We start from the raw sequence: 19,776 nt of genomic DNA on the forward strand, positions 1-19,776 counted from the left end.
GCTCCCGCAAAGAGATCGCACCGGAACACCGTGGCTGGTTGGCGTGCGGCTCGATCTTCGATAGGTTAGGCAAGGCTTACCTAAGGAGGCATGGGATGGGTGACAGCCAAGCCTGGACGGCGGCACCTTCCGCGGCGGAACGAGCCCGGTCGGTACTCGCCGGTGCGTGGTCCTGCGGGGTGACCGCGGAGAGCTGCCGGGAGGAACTCGTCGGCGCGCACACGGTGACCGAGGACGGCCGCGTCCTGCTGGACGTGCCGGAGGACAGCGTGCTCGTCACGGCGGCGGTCTGCGCGCCCCGCGGAGAGCCCTCCGCCGTCCTGGAGTTCGCCGACGTCGCCCCCGTGCCCGTGCGCAAGCGGATCCGCACCCGGCTCTGGATGTCCGGCTGGTTCACCCCCGAGGACGGCAAACTCGCCTTCCAGGTGACCCGCGTGGTGCTGCGGCAGCCGTCCGGTGCCGTGGTCGTCGGCCTCGACGAGTTCGCCGCCGCCGGGGCCGACCCGCTGGCCAGCGCCGAGGCCCGGCTGCTCACCCACCTCGCCGACTGCCACCCGGACGCCGTCGAGCGGCTCACCCGCCTCGTCGACTCCGACAGCCTGCACGGCGCCGTACGCGTCCAGCCCCTCGCCGTCGACCGGCACGGACTGACGCTGCGCATCGAGCGCGCCCGCTCCGACGGCGACGTACGGCTGCCGTTCCACCGGCCCGCCGACGACGTCGCCCAGCTCACCGAACGCATGCACGTCCTGCTCGCCCAGGCCAGTGCCGCCTCCTGCCCGCGCGCCCTACAGCGGCAGCGCACAGACGGCGACGGGTGACGCGAACGGCTCGCCCGCGAGCCGCAGTCGACCGCTCTCGTCGTCGACAAGGAAGACGCTGACGGTGCTCGACCGCTGGTTCGCGGCGAACAGCAGCGTGCCGTTTGGCGAGAGGGCGATCTGCCGGGGGAAGTCCCCGGACACCGGCACCGTGTCGAGCAGCCTGAGCCGGGCGCCGTCCGCCTCCACCGCGTAGCGCGCGAGGCTGTTGTGGCCCCGGTTGGCGAGATAGGCGTAACGGCCGTTCGGCGTCACCACGATCTGCGCCGGATAGCTGGTGCCCGAGCCCGTGCCCGTCTCCTGCTCCTCGCCGATGGTCAGCCGGCCCGTGGCGGAGTCGTACGCGCAGACCGCGACGGTGTTGTCGACCTCGTTGGCCAGATACGCGTACCGGCCGCCCGGATGGAAGGTGAGATGCCGCGGGCCCGCACCCGGCTTCGTCCGCGCCCGTGCGACCTCGGTGAGCGAGCCGGCCTTCTGGTCGAGGCGGTAGGTGTACACCGTGTCCGTGCCCAGGTCGACGGCGAGCACATGGCCGCCGTCGGGGCCGGTGATGAACTGGTGGGCGTGCGGGCCGTCCTGACCGGGGCCGGGCGGCGGGCTGGAGTGTGTGACCAGGTCGGTGCGCTCGCCGAGCGCGCCCGAGGCGTCGATCGGGTGCACGGCCACGCTGCCGGTGCCGTAGTTGGCACTCAGCAGCCAGCGCCCGCTCGGATGCACCGACAGATGGCAGGGCGCCGCTCCGCCGGTGCTGCGGCTCCCCAGAATCGTGCGGTCGGCGAGCCGGACGGCGGTCACGGCACCGTCCTCCCGCTCATCGACCGCGTACAGCGTGCGCCGGTTCGGGTGCAGCGCCAGATACGACGGATCCCCGACGTCGGCGATCGTCCCGGTGCCGGTGACACGGCCCGTGACCGGGTCGTACGTGGCGAGCCCGATGCCCTTGCCGCCGCCCTCGATGGAGGTGTACGTGCCGAGGTGGAGGGGGCGTGGGCCGGACGGTGCGCGGCTCTCGGTCTGGGCGCTCGGACGCGCCCCCGGCGTGGTCGCCGCGGGGTTCGCGGTGTCGGCCGTGTCCGCGGGGGCGGGCGCGTCGTCGCACGCCGTGGCCGCGGGGAGTGTCACGCCCGCGGCCGATCCCGCGAGGGAGCCGACGAATCGGCGCCTGCTCAGCCCACCACTGCCCATGTCCACACCTCAGGTCGTCGGTCGTCGTCGTCGCGACAGCAACCTTGGCGTGGAGCGCCCGTGGAGCGCAAGAATAGCAACGTGCGTTGCATAGGGTGCAATGGGGTGGCGAGTGCTGCGTGCGTCTACCAGTCCCCGTCCTGCACCGGCTTGCCCTGCGCGTCCTTGAGCGGCGTCACCTGGCCCGGCGTGGGAGCCTGCCACGGCTCGTGGTCGTCGCCGAGCCAGTCACCGACCGGCTTCACCGCCTCCAGGGTGTCCGTGGGGGCGAGGTCCTCGGCATCCTGGTCGTAGTAGTCGAACCAGGGCAGCCCCGCCCGGGTGTACGCCGCCCGGTCCACCGGCGAGGGCGGGGGAGCCTCTCCGGTGATACGGCGCCACTCCGGGGGCGTCACCAGATGGACGAAGACCCGGCCGGCGGGCCGGTCGGCCCAGTCCGAGAGCGGACGGTCGTCCTCGTACACCTCCTGGCGCATCGAACCGCCGACGCCCAGGCCCATCGCCGCGGCAGCCCTGGGCGACCGGCCCGCCGGAGCGGCCGCGGGCGCCGGCACCGCGCCCGGGGCGGGCGGTGCGGCGGCCATGGGCATGGCGGCGCCATAGCCGCCGTACTGCGGCATCGCCCGCGCCGCCTCCGCCCGGCGCCGCTCCTCCTCACGCCACCTGGCCAGCTGAGGCTCGTTCAGCGCGAAGGACTGCAGCTGTACGCCGCCCCAGACCTCCTCGCCGGTGACCTGGCCCTCGACGGTCGCCCCGAGCCCCAGTGGTACGGCCACGAACTGGCGGACCGTGCCCTTCCCGGAGTTGATGCCGTCCAGCCAGGGCTGGCGGGGGAGCACGACGTAGTTCTGCGGCTTGCGGGCGAGCCGGTCGCTCCACGGCTTCCCCGAGACGGCGCACACCTTGCCCACGCCGACCTGCAGGGCGGCCGGCTCCGTCGTCCCCCCGAAGCTCAGCCACATCGCCTCGCGCAGATACACCGGCAGCATCACACCGCCGCGCGCCCGCCATGCCTCGGGCACGGCGTCCGCGTAGTCCGCCACGCGCCGCACCGGGAACTCGCCGAGCCCCGGCGGCAGCGGATGGGTGCCCGACTCGGGCAGCCGCAGCGTACGGATGAACCGCACCGCCACCCCGCCCGGCAGTCGCAGCGTGTTTCCGTCGATCCGCACGGTGGTGTCGGCCATCGGCCCGCTCCCTCGCGTCCTGGCGCCGGCCCCGTCCCGGCGCTCCCTCACGAAGAACGCCCGCCGAACCCCGTACGGTTCCGCCACAGCTGCTCCTGAACGCCCATGCGCTCGCGCAGCCGGGTCAGACGCGGCATGCGGGCCCGCTGCTCCTGCGAGACGCGGTCCAGTTCCTCCAGCAGCCGGCGCGAGCGGTGCTCGGTGTCCATCTCGTCGAGGATGCGGTTGACCTCCGTGAGGACGGCGCCGAGCAACTGCCAGTGCCCCTCCTCGCGCTCGGCCTCCTCGCGCAGCAGCAGGGCGAGCTTGTCGCGGGTGCCCGCCGCCGTGCGCAGCTCGGCGGTGAGCCGGGACTCCGCAGCGTCGGCGTTGCTGCTGACATGCGTGGTGACCAGCACCGAGAAGCTGACCACCGCGTCGGCGATCTCGGACAGCAACTGCTCCAGGACCGCGCCCGTCTCCTTCGCGAACAGCGGCTCGGGTTCACGCTCCTTCGCGAGGTCGGTCAGGGTGCGTGCGAGCACCCTCAGGACGACCGTGCAGATCTCCAGCGTGTCCAGCCCGGTGCGCAGCACCACGCGGTGCAGCAGACTGTCGCGCACGCGAGGATTGAGCCGCAGGCTGTCCTCGGCCTGCTGAAGTGCCGCGTCCACCTCGACGATGTCGTGGTCGAGCCGGCGCGCCTCGTGCAGCCGGGCCGCGGCCTGCTCGAACGGTGTACGGCCGGCGGCCTCCTCGCCGATGCGCAGCATCAACTGCCGCAGCCGACGGGCCAGTCCCTCCAGCGACTCACCGGCCTCGTCCACCCACACCGGCGGTGCCAGGAGCAGATTGAAGCCGAGCCCGACCACCGCGCCGATCAGCGTCTCCAGGATCCGCGCCCACGCGGTGTCCCCGACGGTCGTGACCCCGAGGACCAGCATCGCGCTGATCGCCACTTCGGGCACGTACTCGTTGACCCGTACGAGATGCCCCACTCCCAACGCGGCCACGATCAGCAGCGCCAGGCTCCACCAGGTCAGGCCGACCAGGAGGCTGAAGGCGATGGCGACGAGGACGCCGGCCACCACGGAGTTCACCCGGCGGATGCCGTTGGTGAGCGTGGCGTACAGCGTGACCTGGACGACCAGCAGCGCGGTCAGGGGCGCGGTCAGCGGCGCCGCCTCCGGGCTCAGGCGCAGCGCGATGACGTAGGCGATCGTCGCCGCCGCCGCCGAGCGCAGCGTCTGGACCACCACGGGGTCCCGGCGCAGCTTCCCGAGCCGCTCCAGGGACAGCGTCCCCTCACGTTCCTCTCGCATCCTCGGGCTGTTCCCTTTCCACCGATGCTTCCCACACCCTGCTTGCGGAACGTAACGGTCCGCAAGGACCCCCAGATTGATCGCAGCGGCCGTCGTACGGCAAGGGGCCGGGCTGGTGATCGTCGACACCCGCGCGACGCGAGGCCGGGCGCCCGACCGGCTCCGGGACTGAGGAAAACCCCCGCCGCCACCCGCTGGTTGTCCGCACCCGGGGACGGAGGACCGCCGGATGGTCCCGGCCCGCCCGGCAGCGCAAGCCTTGGATCATGAATCGGCAACGGACCGGATTAGTGCTGACCCTGTTCATCATCCTCGCCGCCCTGACGACCGGCATCCCGGCCGCGGCGGCACCCTCGGCCGGCCCGGTCGTCGATGCGCTGGACCGTGCCGCCCACCCGCTGCGCACCGTCGAACCGGGCGGCGACACCGGCGATCTGCGTCCGCTCGACCGGATGATCGGCGCCGCCCGGGTCGTCGGCCTGGGGGAGGCCACGCACAGCTCCCACGAGTTCTTCGCGCTCAAGGACCGCGTCTTCCGGCATCTGGTGGAGGACAAGGGCTTCCGCACCTTCGCCCTGGAGGCACCCTGGAGCACCGGCCTGCGCCTCGACGACTACGTGCTCCACGGCAAGGGCGATCCCCGGCGCATCATGCGCGAGGAGTTCCAGCTGAACTACCTGTGGTGGAACAACACGGACTATCTGCGGCTCGTCGAGTGGATGCGCGCTTACAACGTCCGGCACCCCGGCGACCCCGTCCGGTTCATGGGCGACGACATCGCCTGGAGCGGACCCGAGTCGTACGACGCCGTCGAGGCGTACGCGGCCGACGCCCGCCCCGGGCTGAGCGCCCGACTCGCCGAGCTCTACCGCGGTCTGCGCCCCACCGTGCCGACCGGCACATACCTCGACCAGTATCTGAAGCTGCCGTATGCCGAACGGATGGAGCGGGCGGCGCGTACGGGCGAGGCGCTGCGCCTGCTCCGGCAGGGGGCTCCCGGCGCCGACCGCGCCGCGCACGACTGGGCGGTCCGGCAGGCGACCGTGATCGACCAGACCGCCCGGCAGTACGCCTTCGACCTCGAGGACCCCGCCGAGGTCGCCGCGGCCATGCGCTACCGCGACGAGGCGATGGCGGCCAACGTGGTGTGGTGGCAGCGGCACACCGGCACCAAGGTGCTGCTGTCGGCGCACAACAACCACGTCGGCTACCTGCCGGAGGAACCCGCCCGGAATCCCAAGGTCCAGGGCGCGTTCCTGCGCGCCGGCCTCGGCGCGGACTACGTGAACATCGGCCTGACCTTCGGCCGGGGCTCGTTCAACGCCACCGGCCTGAACGACGACGTGATCCGCCGCTGGACGCTGGGCCCCGCGGGCCCGGACGGCAACGAGCGAACCCTCGACCGGGTCCGGCACCGCGACTACGTGCTCGACCTGCGGTCCGTCTGCGCGCCGGCCCACGACTGGCTGCGCCGGGCCCGGCCGACGCGCAGTATCGGCACCGCCCACCCGGACGGCCCGCACGACATCGCGCTCGCCCGCAGCTACGACGTACTGATCCATCTCCACCAGGTGGAGGCGGCGCGGCTGCGGGACCGGTAGGAGTCCGTCAGGCGTACAGCTTGTCGAGGAAGGCGGACAGGTTGCCCGTGGTCCGGGCGATCTGCTCCTCCACCGTCAGGCTCTCCTCGAAGCGGGCCCCGGACTCCGGGACCTTCTTGCCGCGGAGGTAGAGGGAACACGCCAGGTCGGTGCACATGTACAAGCCGACCGAATTGCCCTCACGCCCGGCGGGGCCGGCCTTGCGCGCGGTCATCAGGGAGACACCTCCGCCCGGATGGGTCGTGAGGCAGAGCGAGCACATGCTGCGGTGCAGGAAGCCGCGCTGCGAGGACGGGAAGCGGAAGGTGACGCCCACCGGACGCCCCTCCCGCTCGGTCACCAGATAGCTGCGATCGGGCGCTCCCGGATCCCGCCATCCCAGGAAGTCGAGGTCGTCCCACGGGCGTTCGGCGAGATCGCGGGGGAGGGACAGGCGCTTGGCCTCACCTTTCGAGCAGTTGATAAAAGAGTTGCGGATGTCCTGGTCGGTGAGTGGCCTCATGGGGTGGCCTCCTGGGTGGTCGATCCCGGCAAGTGAACCTAGGGACTCTAGGTTCATGGCTAGGTTAGGCAGGCTGGATGAGGGGGAGCCAGTGAATTACGGCGATGTCGCGTCACCTCGGGCCCGGTCCGCGCTGCGGCACGTCGCGGCTGCTTCCACCGGGCCGGCTGTCGACCCCGACGTGCGCATCACCCTCAACTTCCATCCGGACCGGCTGGTGCGGGGTGTGCCGATCCTTCGCGCACTGGCCGAAGACGGCACGTACCACTCGCAGTTCGTCACCGGCACCAGCAACGGTGGGCTCACCGCCCACCCCGGCGGCGACCGGTGGCGCTGGGAGAGCCGGATCTTCGGCGGGGTGTACGACGACGCGACCGCGCACGAGCGGCCCGTCTACGGCGCGCTGAACTTCCGGCGCCAAGTGGTGGGCGCCGCCCCGCGGTTCGGCTCCTCGCACTTCCGCCTGACCGGCGGGGTCCTGGCCCGCGCCACCTTCTGCTACCCCGACAGCGCGGCCGAACCGACCGACTTCGGAGTGGCCGCAGGCATGGATCTCGTCGCGCTCGCCGAGGCCGACGAGCAGGACGCGCTCAACGACTACATCGAGGCGCAGGTCCACGGCGGAGTCGTCCTCGCCCGCGATGTCGAGGCCGTCGTCCTGGACGTCTGCTATCGCGGAACGCCCGTCGAGGCCGGTGCCCGCCTGCTGCCCTGCCCCGTCGAGTGGCACCCCGGCTACCGGCTCACCGTGCCGGAACTGCGCCGCCACGCGGACTACCGGGGCGAGGAGTACGCCGACCTGGGCGCCCGGATCGCCGAGGACGGCCGCATCGACCCGCGCGTCATCGGGGACGCCGCCCGCACGGGCCGTCACGAGCTCCAGGACCTGAAGATGGTGTGGCACACCCTCGCCCGCTTCGGTGCTCCCAAGGGCGCGGGCACGGCCTACTCCGGCTCGTCCGAGGCGGCCGGCGTCGGCGGCCACACCCCGGCAGCGAGCACCCCCAGCGCATAGGCCCGAGCCACCAACTCCGTGCGGTTCGCCGCGTCCCACCGTGCCGACAGGCGCCGCAGGTGGTAGTTCACGCCGTCCACCGTCAGTCCGGTCTCCCGCGCGGCCCGCGCTGTCGTGGCGCCCCCGGCGAGGAGGGCCAGGACGCGGGCCTCCATCGGCGCGACCTCCGCGGGCCGGTGCTCAGGCGCCTCGCGGTCGCCCAGAATGCGGAGCATCACCAGCAGCGTCGGAGTCTCCTCGACGGTGTCGCTCACCGGGTCCGCCGTCAGCTCGCCGTACCGCTCTGCGCCGTCGGGTGCCCGCCAGCGGACCGAGACCTGGTAGCGCGAGCGGTGCCTCAGCCGCAGCGCCTCGGCGATCCGGTCCACCTGGGTCGCCTCCTGCGGCCGGAACAGCTCCAGCACGTCCCGGCCGCGCAGCCGCCCGGGCGTCGTACCGCACTCCGCCGCCATCGCCGGATTGGCCAGCAGGACGGCGCCGTACACATCGCAGACCGCGATCGGCACCGAGACGCGGTCGAAGACCATCAGGGCGCGGTTGCGCCACACCACGGCCTCCGGGTGAAGCCAGTCCATACGCACCTCCGGTCACTCGCGCAAGAGCGACGCACATCCCGGCACTACACAATCATGTAGTGCCGGGGCGCGGGCGGCCGGGGCGCGTCGATCACGCTTGATCGCAGGACCTCCGTACCGCGAAAGGCAGTTGTCGCGCCATGCCCCCCACCGCGCTGCACCACCGGACCGCCGACACCCTCCCCGGTGTCCCCGTCGCCGACATCACCGCCACCGGACCCGGCGGCACCCCGATCCAGCAGGCCATGGACCTGATGCGCGAGCACGGTCCGTGTTCGTGCGGCGGCTGTACGGGCGGGACACGCTGTTCGTGGGCGACCTGGACCTCGTGGCCGAGCTCGCCGACGAGCGGCGGTTCGGCAAGCACATCGGGCCCGGCCTGGAGAACGTCCGCGAGTTCGCCGCCGACGGCCTGTTCACCGCGTACAACGACGAGCCCAACTGGGCCAAGGCGCACGACATCCTCATGCCCGCCTTCGCGCTCGGCTCGATGCGCACCTACCACCCGGCGATGCTGAAGGTGGCCCGCCGGCTCATCGACTCCTGGGACCGCGACGCCCGCGCCGGACGGCCGGTGAACGTCCCCGACGACATGACCCGGATGACGCTGGACACCATCGGCCTCGCCGGATTCGGCTACGACTTCGGCTCCTTCGAGCGGCCCGAGCCGCACCCCTTCGTCGAGTCGATGGTCCGCTGCCTGGAGTGGAGCATGACCCGGCTCGCCCGTGTCCCCGGCCGGGACTACTCCGCGGCGGACGCGGCCTTCCGTGACGACTCCGCCTATCTCGCCCAGGTCGTCGACGATGTCATCGCCGCCCGCACCGGCACCGACCAGAGCGCCGCCGAGGACCTGCTCGGTCTGATGCTCACCGCCGAGCACCCGGCGGACGGCACCACCCTCGACACCGCCAACATCCGCAACCAGGTCATCACCTTCCTGATCGCCGGCCACGAGACCACCTCCGGCGCGATGTCCTTCGCCATGTACTACCTGGCCAAGCACCCGACCGCGCTCCAGCTGGTGCGGCGCGAGGTCGACGAGCTGTGGGGCGACCGGGCCGACCCCGAGCCGACGTACGAGGAGGTCGGGAAGCTGGCGTACACCCGCCAGGTGCTCAACGAGGCGCTCCGGCTGTGGCCCACGGCCGCCGTGTTCTCCCGGCAGGCCCGCGAGGACACCCTCCTCGGCGGCCGCATTCCGCTGCGCGCCGGACAGGCCGCCCTGGTGCTCACGCCGATGCTGCACCGGCAGCCGGTCTGGGGCGACAACCCCGAGCTGTTCGACCCCTCGCGCTTCACGCCGGAGGCCGAGGAGACCCGGTCGGTGCACGCCTTCAAGCCGTTCGGCACCGGTGAACGGGCCTGTATCGGGCGGCAGTTCGCGCTGCACGAGGCGACCATGCTGCTGGCGATGCTCGTCCACCGCTACCGGCTGCAGGACCACGCCGACTACCGCCTCACGGTCAAGGAGACCCTCACCCTCAAGCCCGAGGGCTTCACCCTCATCCTGGCCCCGCGTACCAGCGCCGACCGCGTGCACACCCCGCTGCCGGGCGCCGCCCCCACGGCCACGGAAGCCGTGTCCGACACGGCCGCGCTGCCCGCCCGCGTCCGCCCCGGCTCCAGCGCCCTGTTCCTGCACGGCAGCAACTACGGCACCTGCCGCGACTTCGCCGCCCAACTCGCCGACGAGGCCGCCGCGATCGGCTGCGAGACGCAGGTCGCGCCCCTCGACGACTACGCCGGCGCCCTGCCCACCGACCGCCCGGTCGTGATCACCGCCGCCTCCTACAACGGTCACCCCACCGACGACGCCACCGCCTTCGCCGCCTGGCTCGACGAGGCCGCCGACGCCTCGGACGTCACGTACGCCGTCCTCGGCGTGGGCGACCGCAACTGGGCCGCCACCTACCAGCACGTCCCCACGCGCTTCGACGCACGCCTCGCCGGCCTCGGCGCCACACGCCTCGTCGACCGCGCCGCCGCCGACGCCTCCGGCGATCTCACCGGCGCGGTACGGGACTTCACGGCCCGGCTCCGTACGGCACTGCTGGAGCTCTACGGCGACCCGGACGCCACCGCCCCCACCGACGACGAGCCGACCACGGCGTACGAGGTCCGCGCGCTGTCCGGCGGCCCCCTGGACGCCGCCGCCGAACGGCACGGCCTCGTCCCCATGCAGGTCACCGAGGCCCACGACCTCACCGCCCCCGGCTATGTCCGCCGCAAGCGTTTCGTCCGCGTCGCCCTGCCGGACGGCGTCACCTACCGCACCGCCGACCACCTCACCGTCCTGCCCGCCAACGCCCCCGCCCTGGTGGAGCGAGCCGCCGCCGCGCTGGGCGTCGACCTCGACACCGTGCTGGACATCCGGGCCACCCGCCCCCACCGGGACGGTCTCGCGGTCGACCGGCCCGTGACGGTACGCCAACTCCTCACCCTTCACGTCGAGTTGCAGGAGCGCCCGAGCGCCGCCCAGCTCTCCGCCCTAGCGGCCGCCAACCCGTGCCCGCCGGAGCGCACGGCCCTGGCGAACCTGACCGGCGATCCGCGCACCCTGGTCGAGGTGATCGAGGACTTCCCGGCCCTGCGTGGCGCCCTCGACTGGCCGCGGCTCCTGGAGATCCTCACCCCGCTGCGCCCCCGCCACTACTCGATCTCCTCCTCGCCGGCCGTCGACCCCGGCCACGCGGACCTGATGATCTCCCTGCTGGAAGCCCCCGCCCGCTCGGGCAAGGGCCGCTACCGGGGCACGGGCTCCGGCCACCTCACCGACGTCGAGCCCGGAGACACGGTGTACGCCCGCGTCCAGCCGTGCCGGGAGGCCTTCCGGATCGACACCGGCGCGCCGGTCGTCATGGTCGCCGCGGGCACCGGGCTCGCCCCGTTCCGCGGCGCGGTCGCCGACCGTACGGCGGCCCTCGCGGCCGGCGCCGAACTCGCCCCCGCTCTCTGCTACTTCGGCTGTGACGCCCCGGACGCCGACTTCCTGCACGCCGAGGAACTGCGCGCCGCCGAAGCCGCCGGCGCCGTCTCGCTCCGCCCGGCGTTCAGCACCGCCCCGCAGGACGGCGTGACCTTCGTCCAGCACCGCATCGCCGCCGAGGCCGACGAGGTCTGGGAACTGCTCGGCGCGGGCGCCCGGGTGTACGTGTGCGGCGACGGTTCGCGGATGGCGCCGGGCGTGCGGGAGGCGTTCCGTACGCTGTACCAGGAGCGCACACCGGGCGCCGACGAGACGGCGGCCGGACGGTGGCTCGACGCACTGATCGCGGACGGCCGTTACGTCGAGGACGTGTACGCGGCCGGCTGATCGCAGGGGAACCGACGGGGAGGGGTGGGCGCACGGTGGTGGACTCCTGGGAACGGGCCCGGCAGGTCCTGGACACGGCGGGCATACCGCCGGAGCATCTCACTCACGTCCGCCCGCTCTCGGGCGGCACCTACAACACGGTCGAGGAACTGCTCCTGACCGACGGCCGCCGGTATGTACTGAAGGTGCCGCCCCCGTCCACCGCCCCCGGACTGCGCCACGAGCAGCGGCTGCTGGTGTCCGAGGTGGAGTTCTACCGGGGCGCCGCCAAGGCGGAGGTGCCCGCGCCGCGTGTGGTGGCCGACGGGGACCAGCTGTTGATGACGGCCTGCCCCGGCGAACCCTGGAACGGTGAGCTCACCGAAGCCGAACGGACCACCCTGCGCACGGAGTTGGGCCGTCAGGTGGCCCGTCTGCACCGGGTGACCGGACCGGCCTTCGGCTATCCGTCCGGTGCCCTCGGCCCGCTCGTCCCCGACTGGCGCACCGCCTTCACCGGGATGCTCGACGCCGTCCTCGACGACGCCCGCCACTACCGGGCCCGGCTGCCGCGCCCCGCCGACGCCGTCGCGGGCACGCTCCGGGCCGGCTACGACGCGCTCGACGAGGTCACCGTCCCGTGCCTGGTCCACTTCGACCTGTGGCCGGGCAACATCCTGGTGGACCGGGCGTCGGGTGAGGCCCGGATCGGCGGCCTCATCGACGGGGAGCGCATGTTCTGGGGCGACCCGCTGGCCGACTTCGTCTCCCTGGCGCTGCTGGGCGACATCAAGAAGGACGACGCCTTCCTGGCCGGATACCGGGAGGCCGGAGGCCGGGCCGGCTTCGACGCCCCGGCCCGCCTGCGCCTGGCCCTCTACCGCTCCTACCTCTACCTGATCATGCTCACGGAGACGGTTCCCCGGGCGGCCGACGCCGCGCAGAACCGCTGGGTCCAGGACACGGTGGCCCCGGAGCTGGTGGCGGCACTGGCCGAGATCGAGGACCTGACGTCGTAGTCCGGCTCATGGTCCACAATGGGGACGGTTCGAGCAGGTGGGGAACAGGGCTGGTCGGAGGGAGCCGCATGGCGGGGCGGAACGGGCGCACGGTACGGGACCTCAGGCGGGGCAACCGTACGGCCGTACTGCAGCGCCTCTACTTCGACGGTCCCCTCAGCCGCTTCGAACTCGGCCCGGCGACCGGGCTCAGCTCCGGCTCCGTCAGCAACGTCGTCGCCGAGCTGATCGCCGACGGCCTGGTCGAGGAGGCCGGCAGCGTCGACTCCGACGGCGGCCGCCCCCGCATCCTCTTGCGCGTCGCCCCCGGCAGCGGTCACATGATCGGCGTCGACGTGGGGGAGACCCGGGTGCGGATCGGGCTCTTCGACCTGACCCTCACCGAACTCGCCCGCGTCGAACGGCCGTTGGCGCAGCAGCGGTACGAGGTCGAGGGCATCGTCGGCCATGTGCGCGACGGCATCGCCGAGGTGCTCTCGGGCGCCGGCGTCGGCCCCGAGCGGCTCCTGGGCGTCGGCATCGGCGTCCCCGGGATCGTCGAACACACGCCGGGCCTCGGTGCCGTCGTGCACGGGCAGACCATCGGCTGGGACGCCGTACCGCTGGAACAGCTCCTCCGTGCGGGCTCCCCGCTCCCGGACACCGTCCCGTACTTCATCGACAACGGCGCCCGGACCCTCGGCCAGGCCGAGATGTGGTTCGGCGGCGGACGTGGCGCCCGCAACGCGCTCGTCGTCCTCTTCGGCTCCGGTGTCGGTGCCTGTCTGGTCACCCCCGAGGTGGAGCACGGGCGAGCCGTCGAGTGGGGGCATCTGACCGTACGGGTCAGGGGGCGCCGCTGCCGGTGCGGTGCCCTCGGCTGCCTCGAGGCGTACGCGGGCGCCGAGTCGCTGCTCGCGCGCTGGCAGGAGGAGGGCGGGAGCGTGCCGGAGGGCGCCGACGAGGAGACCGCCCTGGCCGCGATGCTGGCCGGCGCCTATCCGTCCGAGGGCGGCGCGGCCGACCCGGTGGCGCTCGCCGTACTGGAGGAGACGGCCGAGTACGTGGGCGCGGGCCTGTCCGACCTGATCAACCTCTTCCAGCCCGAGCGGATCCTGATCGGCGGCTGGGCGGGTCTTCAGCTCGGCGCCCGCTTCCTGCCCGCCGTACGCCGGTACGCGGCGTCCTACGCCCTGCGGCATCCGGCCCAGAAGGTCACCGTCGACCTGGGCCGGCTCGGCCCGGACGCGGTCACCGTCGGTGCCGCGATCCTGCCGCTCGCCGACTTCTTCGCCCGCGGCGGCCGACGTGCCGAACCGGCGTCCGAGGGGCCACGGGCCGCCTGGCACACGGCTCCGGCGGAGCGTGTGCCGCACTGAGGTTTCGCCGGTCGTGGGGGCGGTACTCGCGGTGCCCTGACCTTGGACGACGTGAAGGAGGTGCACCATGGCCGACGACCGTCACGAGGCGCCGGAACACACCGGCGAGCCGGTACCGCGGGATCTGCCGGACCAGCAGGCGAACGCGGGGGAGGACCCGTGGGAGGTGCCGGTCGAGCCCGCGGACGACGCCGACGAGGGGGACGACGTCCCCGACACGGACGAGGCGGGCACGGGCCGACAGGGCGCGGCCCGGTCGGACGCGGCCCAGTCGGAACATCCCGCACCCGAGGAGCCGACCGGCTGAGGCAGGTCCGCTTCCACCAAGCCTGTGCGTCCGCCGCTCAGCCGACCTTACGGCCCCGCATCGGCTCGGTCGGCGCGCCCTCACCGTGCTGGAGGCCCCGCAGGAACTCCTCCAGCACCTCGGTCGACGTACGCTCCGGCTGCCAGCCCAGTTCCGTACGGGCCCGCGTGCAGTCCATCAGCGGCAGCCTGAGCACCGCGTCGAAGAGATGCGGGGAAGCGGGCAGCAGATGCAGCCCCCACGCGGCGGCGATCGCCGAGCGGGCCGCCGGGCGCGGTAGTCGGACCGGGCGGGCACCGAACATCTGGCCCAGCAGGTCCGCGTCGACCGGAGGGTCGGCCGCGAGGTTGAAAGCGCCGCGCACGTCGGACTTCACCGCGAGCTGATACGCCTTGGCCGCGTCGTCGGTGTGCAGGGCCTGGACCCGCAGTCCCGGAATGTCGGGCAGGAAGGGCAGCAGCTCGGGTCGCGCCAGCGGCCCCGGCAGGAAGCGGCCGCCGAAGATGCGGCGCTGCTCGCTCGCCGATTCCCGCTTGAACAGGAAGGCCGGCCGCATCCGCACCACCCGCATCCGGGGATGGGCCCGGTCGTAGGTGTCCAGGGTGCGTTCCAGGTAGGCCTTCTCGCGGCAGTACGCGGCGTCGGGCCAGCCGTGCGTCGGCCACGACTCGTCCACGGCGTGGTCCTTGGGCCCCGGTGAGTACGCGCCGACGGACGACGCGTGCACCAGCGCCGGCACCCTTACCGCGGCCGCCGCCTCGAAGACCCGGATGCTGCCCAGCACGTTGGTCCGCCAGGTCGCCGCCGGATCGTGCGTGGGCTGGAACGCCCAGGCCAGATGGATGACGGCGTCGGCACCCTCGAACAGGGTCTTCAGGTCGGCCTGTACGGACGTCAGGTCGACGGCCGTCCAGTCCGTCTTCGGCGGCGACCACTCGGGAGTCCGGCGGGCCAGCCCCAGCACGGAGCCGACCTCCGGATCCTCCGAGAGGAGCCGCACCACACTCGTACCGACATTGCCCGTGGCACCGGTGACAACGATCCTGCGGGCCGCTTCGCTGCTCACCTGCGGCTCCTCCCGAGGAGTGGGGACGGGAGCGTCCGAGTACCCCCTTCGAGGCGCTCGCACGCTCCGTGTCCGCGCTACGCGGCGAACGCGTCCACACCGGTGAGTTCCGCCGACAGTGTCCACAGCCGCGTCGCCTGCTCCGGGTCGACCGCCCAGTCCTTGACGCCGCCGCGCTCGTCGCCGTCGGCCGCGGGCTCGGCGATGTCGCAGTCCTCCAGATAGACCCCGCCCATGCCGTCCAACTGCGGCGAGGTCGCGGCCCACACCTGCGTGGCGGCGCCCTGCGCGGGGGACTTGAAGCCTTCGGGGTTGAGCGCCTTGCCCTGCTCGTCGATCCAGCCGCGCTCCACCATCTCCGCCTTGGGGAGGTGGCGCTGCAACGGGGTGAGGATGCCGCCGGGGTGGAGCGCGAAGGCCCGTACGCCATGGTCCGCCGCGAGCCGGTCGAGCTCGACGGCGAACAGGACGTTCGCCGTCTTCGCCTGGCCGTAGGCCTGCCACTTGTCGTACCCCTGCTGCCAGTGCACGTCGTCCCAGCGGATGCCGGAGAAGTGGTGGCCGCGCGAGGACACGGACACCACCCGGGCGCCCCCGGGTTCGATCGCCGGCCACAGTCGGTTGACCAGGGCGAAGTGACCGAGGTGGTTGGTGGCGAACTGGGCCTCCCAGCCGGGTCCCACCCGGGTCTCCGGGCAGGCCATGATCCCCGCGTTGTCGATCACGATGTCGATCGTGCGCGCCGAGTCCAGGAACCGCCCGGCGAAGCCGCGCACGCTCTCCAGATCCCCGAGGTCGAGCTCGTCCACCTCGACGCCGGTGAGGCCGGCCAGCGCCTCCTCGGCGACGGCCCGGCGGCGGGCGGGGACGACGACCCGGGCGCCCGCCTTGGTGAGTGCCCGGGTGGTCTCCAGGCCGAGGCCCGAATAGCCACCGGTGACGAGCGCGAGCTTCCCGGTCAGGTCGATGCCGTGGAGGACGTCGTCGGCGGTGCTGGTCGCCCCGAAACCGGAGCCGATCTTGTGCTGTGCAGTGCTCATGCCGGGAACGCTACGAATTGGAGCGCTCTCGAAGTCAAGCCGACCCGTCAGCACACGCCCGGACAGGAGACAGCCCCGACCGGACGGGGGAATCGCGGTCAGGGCGCTCAGGGGTGGGTGCGGATGGCGGTCGCCTCTCGGCGAAAGGCTCCACAGGGCTTCAGCCGAACGATCGTCCCTGTGGGCAAAAGGTGAGGCCCGGGGACACTGTCCCATCCGCACCCACGTGTGGTTCAACGGGCAACCACCCTTTGGTGTTCCGGTGTTGGGGGCGATTTCAGGTGATCTGAATCACCCTCGCTGACCTGCAGGAACAGTCTCGCTCCACAGGTTCTCGGCCTGCAGCAGCAGGGTCCCGAGCACCGTCGTCCGGGCCGCCCCCTGCCCGGCGTGCTCCCGCAGCCCGTCCTGAAGCTCGCGTCGCAGCTGAAGCATCGTGGCCTCGGACCGGTCCTCCGGGGCCTCCTCACCACCGGCCCCCACCAGACGGCGGCCCTCCGCGTGGCAGGCGTCGCCGATCAGCTCCAGCAGTCGGGCGTACGCGCGCAGCGCCGGCCCGTCGGGCGGGAGGGGCGTGCGGTCCTCGTCGGCCGCGACGGCCAGGGCCCGGGTGAGCGCCCTGATGTGTCCGGTGACCCGGCTCCAGCGTTCGTCCTCCGCCTCCGGCGGCGCCGGTGTGGCGGGGCGCCGGATGCCACGCAGCGGTCCGGAGGTCAGCCGCAGGCTTTCCCGGCTCCAGCGCCGTGCGGAGTGCAGCGTCTCCAGCCGGTGCTCCAGTCGCGCCGAGGCTTTCGACCAGCCGGCCGCGCTCTGCGCGTTCCATTCGGTCTCCCGCAGGTCGGCGGCCACGGTGTGCAGGAGGTCCCCCGCCTCCCGGGCCAGCGCCGCGAGGTTCTCCCGTACGTCCCGCAGATGGACCGGCGGCAGCACGAGCGCGTTGACGGCGACCCCGATCACCGCGCCGAGCGCGGCCTGTCCGACCCGGTGCCCGACCGCGGACGCCCCGGCGGCCCCCGAGGCCAGGGTGAACAGGGCGGTGGTCGCGCCGAAGACGCCCTGGTCGCCGAAGCGCGGCCAGTTGGCCAGCAGCATCAGCACGGGGACCGACAGGGCCAGCGCGCCCAGAGTGCTCCCCGTGACCGCCAGCGCGGCCGACGCCAGCACGGTCCCGGCGCAGATCGCCGCGAACTGCTGCGCGGCCTGCAGCAGTGAGCTGTACACGGTGGCCTGCACCAGGATCAGGGCGACCCAGGACGCCATCAGGGCCATCGGATCGCCCAGCCACACGCTCCCCACGAGCCAGGCGAGCAGTGCCGCGCCCGCCGCCTTGAGCGACTGCACCACCAGGTCCCGCTCCCGTCCCGGCCCACGCCAGGCGGCCCGCGCGGCCCTGCCGACGTAGTGCACCTCCCGCCTCAGCGCGCTGATCACGCGGGTACCCCCGAACTCTCGCCGTCGTGTCGATTCCGCCGCCCGGGTGCCCCGGCGCGCAGGCCGTCGCACCCCATCCGTCACACGAGTCATCCGCATCCGTCACACGAGTCATCCGTGTCCGTCACCGAGCGGTCCGTCGCCGCCGCACAGGTCATCCGCTGTGCGCGTCCGGGCCGCCCGGCACGTCGGCCAGGGGGCTGTCCGCCAGGGTCGACAGCAGGTGGGCCGGATCCTCGTAGACCGCCTGCGCGCCCGCGTCCAGCAGGTCGGCGCGGGGGATGCCGCCGCACAGGACGCCCACACAGCGCACCCCGGCCAGGGTGCCGGCCCGCATGTCCCACACGGTGTCGCCGATGAAGACCGCGCGCTCGGCGGGCACCCCGGCCAGTTCCAGGGCGTGCTCGACGGGCTCCGGCGCGGGCTTGCCCTCCTCGACGTCGTCGGCGCTCGCGGTGGCGTCGATCGCCTCGTCCGCCGAGATCGCCCGGCGCAGCGCGGACAGCTCCGCGCCCCCGGCCGAGGTCGCGAGAACGACGCGCCAGCCGTCGCGGTGGAGATGGCGCAGCAGCCGGTCCGCGTCCCGCAGCGGGGGCAGCCGGTCGAAGAACTGGCCGTACAGAGCCTTGTGGGCGGCACTCAGCTCGGCGTCCCGGTCCTTGTCCCGGTCCTCCCCGAGGAGGTGGGCGATCAGATCGGTGGAGCCGAGGCCGACGGCCCGGTGGACGGCGTGCATGGGCACCCGGTGGCCCGCCTGCCGGAAGGCCTCCCACCAGGTCGTCACATGGAGGTGGTTGGTGTCGACGAGGGTTCCGTCGACGTCGAACACGGCCGCCCGTTCCATGTGCTGCCCCTTCTTTGCGCGGATCGTTCCTGCTGGTGCCGCACGAGTACCACGTCAGACGCCCGCCACTCGGGCGGGTGTGCGGCCCTCGTGGGTCCAGGCCAGCAGTTCCTCCAGGCTCCAGGTGGTGACCACCCGCTCGGCCGGCACCTCGCACTCCTCCGCGCGGGCGCAGCCGAGGATCTGCCAGTCCAGCTGCCCCGGCGCGTGCGCGTCGGTGTCGATCGAGAACAGCACGCCCGCGTCGAGGGCCCGGCGCAGCAGCCGGCGCGGCGGGTCCAGCCGCTCCGGACGGCTGTTGATCTCCACCGCCGTGCCCGACTCGGCACACGCGGTGAACACCTCGTCCGCGTCGAACTCCGACTCCGGCCGCCCCCGCCCGGTCACCAGCCTGCCCGTGCAGTGCCCCAGCACGTCCGCGTGCGGATCGCGTACGGCCTTCACCATGCGCCGGGTCATCGCGCGGGAGTCCATGCGCAGCTTGGAGTGCACGGACACCACCACGACGTCCAGACGGTCCAGCAGCTCCGGTTCCTGGTCCAGCGAGCCGTCCTCCAGGATGTCGCACTCGATGCCGGTGAGCAGCCGGAACGGCGCCCAGGTCTCGTTCAGCTCCGCGACCACGTCCAGCTGCCGGAGCAGCCGCTCGGGAGACAGCCCACGGGCCACGGTCAGCCGCGGCGAGTGGTCGGTGAGGGCCGCCCAGTCGTGGCCGAGTTCCGCCGCGGTCCGGCCCATCTCCTCGATCGGGCTGCCGCCGTCCGACCAGTCGGAGTGCAGATGGCAGTCCCCGCGCAGCAGCGCCCGCAGCCGTCCGCCGGCCCGGCCGTCGGGGGCGGCGGGCTCCGCGGCCTCGGCCTCCAGCTTCTCCAGATAGCCAGGCGTCCCACCCGCCAGGGCCTCGCGGACCACCTGGGCCGTCTTCGGGCCGACGCCCTTGAGCGACTCCAGCGACCCGGCCTCCGCCCGCTCGCGCACCTCGTCCTCGGGGAGGTCGGCGAGCACGCGGGCCGCCGTCCGGAACGCGCGGACACGGTAGGTCGGCGCCAGGGCCCGCTCCAGCAGGAAGGCGATCCGCTCCAGGGCCTCGACGGGGTCCATCGCCACCTCCTCCTCCAGAGTTCCCCACGCTCACCGGGGCCGCACGGCGGGCGGGCGAAACCGTGGGCGAAACGGTGGGCGCTGCCGTCGGTGGACGTCGGCCTGAAGGAACCGTTGACGCGGGT

Annotated in this window: 16 protein-coding genes and 1 pseudogene; 7 read left to right on the forward strand and 10 right to left on the reverse strand. The window is 73.1% G+C overall.

What is annotated here, in order from left to right; translation table 11 throughout:
* Positions 1–95: 95 nt before the first annotated feature.
* Complete coding sequence (locus tag ABIE67_RS43050; RefSeq protein WP_370267008.1) at positions 96–821, forward strand: DUF2470 domain-containing protein; 726 nt, start codon at positions 96–98, stop codon at positions 819–821.
* On the opposite strand, the gene ABIE67_RS43055 is transcribed toward ABIE67_RS43050, so the two are convergent.
* The 3 genes from ABIE67_RS43055 to ABIE67_RS43065 all read right to left on the reverse strand — a co-directional run bounded on the left by ABIE67_RS43055 (position 789) and on the right by ABIE67_RS43065 (position 4,497).
* Positions 789–2,009, reverse strand: coding sequence for a lactonase family protein (locus tag ABIE67_RS43055; protein ID WP_370267009.1), 1,221 nt, complete (start codon positions 2,007–2,009; stop codon positions 789–791). The two genes, ABIE67_RS43050 and ABIE67_RS43055, sit on opposite strands and share 33 nt — an antisense overlap.
* A 125-nt stretch (positions 2,010–2,134) precedes the next feature.
* Positions 2,135–3,196 carry a hypothetical protein gene (locus ABIE67_RS43060; RefSeq protein WP_370267010.1) on the reverse strand — a complete coding sequence of 354 codons (1,062 nt, stop codon included), beginning with the start codon at positions 3,194–3,196 and terminating at the stop codon, positions 2,135–2,137.
* A 47-nt stretch (positions 3,197–3,243) separates the two neighbouring features.
* Entirely contained in the window at positions 3,244–4,497 is a 1,254-nt protein-coding gene (locus tag ABIE67_RS43065) for an aromatic acid exporter family protein (RefSeq protein ID WP_370267011.1), read from the reverse strand.
* Between the two features lie 266 nt (positions 4,498–4,763).
* Between ABIE67_RS43065 and ABIE67_RS43070 the strand changes: the two genes are divergently transcribed.
* Positions 4,764–6,098, forward strand: a complete 1,335-nt coding sequence (locus ABIE67_RS43070) for an erythromycin esterase family protein (protein ID WP_370267014.1) — start codon at positions 4,764–4,766, stop codon at positions 6,096–6,098.
* A gap of 7 nt (positions 6,099–6,105) precedes the next feature.
* On the opposite strand, the gene ABIE67_RS43075 is transcribed toward ABIE67_RS43070, so the two are convergent.
* Complete coding sequence (locus tag ABIE67_RS43075; protein WP_370267015.1) at positions 6,106–6,600, reverse strand: FBP domain-containing protein; 495 nt, start codon at positions 6,598–6,600, stop codon at positions 6,106–6,108.
* Positions 6,601–6,691: 91 nt separating this feature from the next.
* On the opposite strand from ABIE67_RS43075, the gene ABIE67_RS43080 reads away from it, so the two are divergent.
* A complete protein-coding gene (locus ABIE67_RS43080) occupies positions 6,692–7,615 on the forward strand; it encodes a DUF3626 domain-containing protein (RefSeq protein WP_370267016.1) in 924 nt (307 codons plus the stop codon).
* Here ABIE67_RS43080 and ABIE67_RS43085 read toward each other — a convergent pair.
* Positions 7,546–8,190: a PAS domain S-box protein gene (locus ABIE67_RS43085; protein WP_370267017.1), complete on the reverse strand. Its 645-nt coding sequence runs from the start codon at positions 8,188–8,190 to the stop codon at positions 7,546–7,548. The two genes, ABIE67_RS43080 and ABIE67_RS43085, sit on opposite strands and share 70 nt — an antisense overlap.
* 140 nt (positions 8,191–8,330) lie before the next feature.
* Here ABIE67_RS43085 and ABIE67_RS43090 point away from each other — a divergent pair.
* From ABIE67_RS43090 to ABIE67_RS43105, 4 genes and pseudogenes are all read left to right on the forward strand, one after another.
* Positions 8,331–11,506 (forward strand): annotated as a pseudogene (locus tag ABIE67_RS43090) (cytochrome P450).
* Positions 11,507–11,541: 35 nt separating this feature from the next.
* Positions 11,542–12,504, forward strand: a complete 963-nt coding sequence (locus ABIE67_RS43095; RefSeq protein ID WP_370267018.1) for a phosphotransferase family protein — start codon at positions 11,542–11,544, stop codon at positions 12,502–12,504.
* 68 nt (positions 12,505–12,572) lie between these two features.
* Positions 12,573–13,862 carry an ROK family protein gene (locus ABIE67_RS43100; protein WP_370267019.1) on the forward strand — a complete coding sequence of 430 codons (1,290 nt, stop codon included), beginning with the start codon at positions 12,573–12,575 and terminating at the stop codon, positions 13,860–13,862.
* A 67-nt stretch (positions 13,863–13,929) separates the two neighbouring features.
* Positions 13,930–14,169: a hypothetical protein gene (locus tag ABIE67_RS43105; protein ID WP_370267020.1), complete on the forward strand. Its 240-nt coding sequence runs from the start codon at positions 13,930–13,932 to the stop codon at positions 14,167–14,169.
* A gap of 37 nt (positions 14,170–14,206) precedes the next feature.
* On the opposite strand, the gene ABIE67_RS43110 is transcribed toward ABIE67_RS43105, so the two are convergent.
* From ABIE67_RS43110 to ABIE67_RS43130, 5 genes are all read right to left on the reverse strand, one after another.
* On the reverse strand, positions 14,207–15,235 hold the full coding sequence (locus ABIE67_RS43110) for an SDR family oxidoreductase (protein ID WP_370267021.1): 1,029 nt from the start codon (positions 15,233–15,235) through the stop codon (positions 14,207–14,209).
* Between the two features lie 77 nt (positions 15,236–15,312).
* A complete protein-coding gene (locus ABIE67_RS43115; RefSeq protein WP_370267022.1) occupies positions 15,313–16,275 on the reverse strand; it encodes an SDR family NAD(P)-dependent oxidoreductase in 963 nt (320 codons plus the stop codon).
* Positions 16,276–16,566: 291 nt separating this feature from the next.
* Complete coding sequence (locus ABIE67_RS43120; protein WP_370267023.1) at positions 16,567–17,799, reverse strand: aromatic acid exporter family protein; 1,233 nt, start codon at positions 17,797–17,799, stop codon at positions 16,567–16,569.
* A gap of 61 nt (positions 17,800–17,860) precedes the next feature.
* Positions 17,861–18,550, reverse strand: a complete 690-nt coding sequence (locus ABIE67_RS43125) for an HAD family hydrolase (RefSeq protein ID WP_370267024.1) — start codon at positions 18,548–18,550, stop codon at positions 17,861–17,863.
* Between the two features lie 54 nt (positions 18,551–18,604).
* Complete coding sequence (locus tag ABIE67_RS43130; protein WP_370267025.1) at positions 18,605–19,651, reverse strand: PHP domain-containing protein; 1,047 nt, start codon at positions 19,649–19,651, stop codon at positions 18,605–18,607.
* Positions 19,652–19,776 lie beyond the last annotated feature (125 nt).

The organism is Streptomyces sp. V4I8, assembly GCF_041261225.1.
Lineage (GTDB): Bacteria > Actinomycetota > Actinomycetes > Streptomycetales > Streptomycetaceae > Streptomyces.

Bases quoted from the DNA above. Each gene is read 5' to 3' on its own strand.
- ABIE67_RS43050 (WP_370267008.1), top strand. From the start codon at position 96: ATGGGTGACAGCCAAGCCTGGACGGCGGCACCTTCCGCGGCGGAACGA.
- ABIE67_RS43055 (WP_370267009.1), bottom strand. From the start codon at position 2,009: ATGGGCAGTGGTGGGCTGAGCAGGCGCCGATTCGTCGGCTCCCTCGCG.
- ABIE67_RS43060 (WP_370267010.1), bottom strand. From the start codon at position 3,196: ATGGCCGACACCACCGTGCGGATCGACGGAAACACGCTGCGACTGCCG.
- ABIE67_RS43065 (WP_370267011.1), bottom strand. From the start codon at position 4,497: ATGCGAGAGGAACGTGAGGGGACGCTGTCCCTGGAGCGGCTCGGGAAG.
- ABIE67_RS43070 (WP_370267014.1), top strand. From the start codon at position 4,764: ATGAATCGGCAACGGACCGGATTAGTGCTGACCCTGTTCATCATCCTC.
- ABIE67_RS43075 (WP_370267015.1), bottom strand. From the start codon at position 6,600: ATGAGGCCACTCACCGACCAGGACATCCGCAACTCTTTTATCAACTGC.
- ABIE67_RS43085 (WP_370267017.1), bottom strand. From the start codon at position 8,190: ATGGACTGGCTTCACCCGGAGGCCGTGGTGTGGCGCAACCGCGCCCTG.
- ABIE67_RS43100 (WP_370267019.1), top strand. From the start codon at position 12,573: ATGGCGGGGCGGAACGGGCGCACGGTACGGGACCTCAGGCGGGGCAAC.
- ABIE67_RS43105 (WP_370267020.1), top strand. From the start codon at position 13,930: ATGGCCGACGACCGTCACGAGGCGCCGGAACACACCGGCGAGCCGGTA.
- ABIE67_RS43115 (WP_370267022.1), bottom strand. From the start codon at position 16,275: ATGAGCACTGCACAGCACAAGATCGGCTCCGGTTTCGGGGCGACCAGC.
- ABIE67_RS43120 (WP_370267023.1), bottom strand. From the start codon at position 17,799: ATGACTCGTGTGACGGATGGGGTGCGACGGCCTGCGCGCCGGGGCACC.
- ABIE67_RS43125 (WP_370267024.1), bottom strand. From the start codon at position 18,550: ATGGAACGGGCGGCCGTGTTCGACGTCGACGGAACCCTCGTCGACACC.
- ABIE67_RS43130 (WP_370267025.1), bottom strand. From the start codon at position 19,651: ATGGACCCCGTCGAGGCCCTGGAGCGGATCGCCTTCCTGCTGGAGCGG.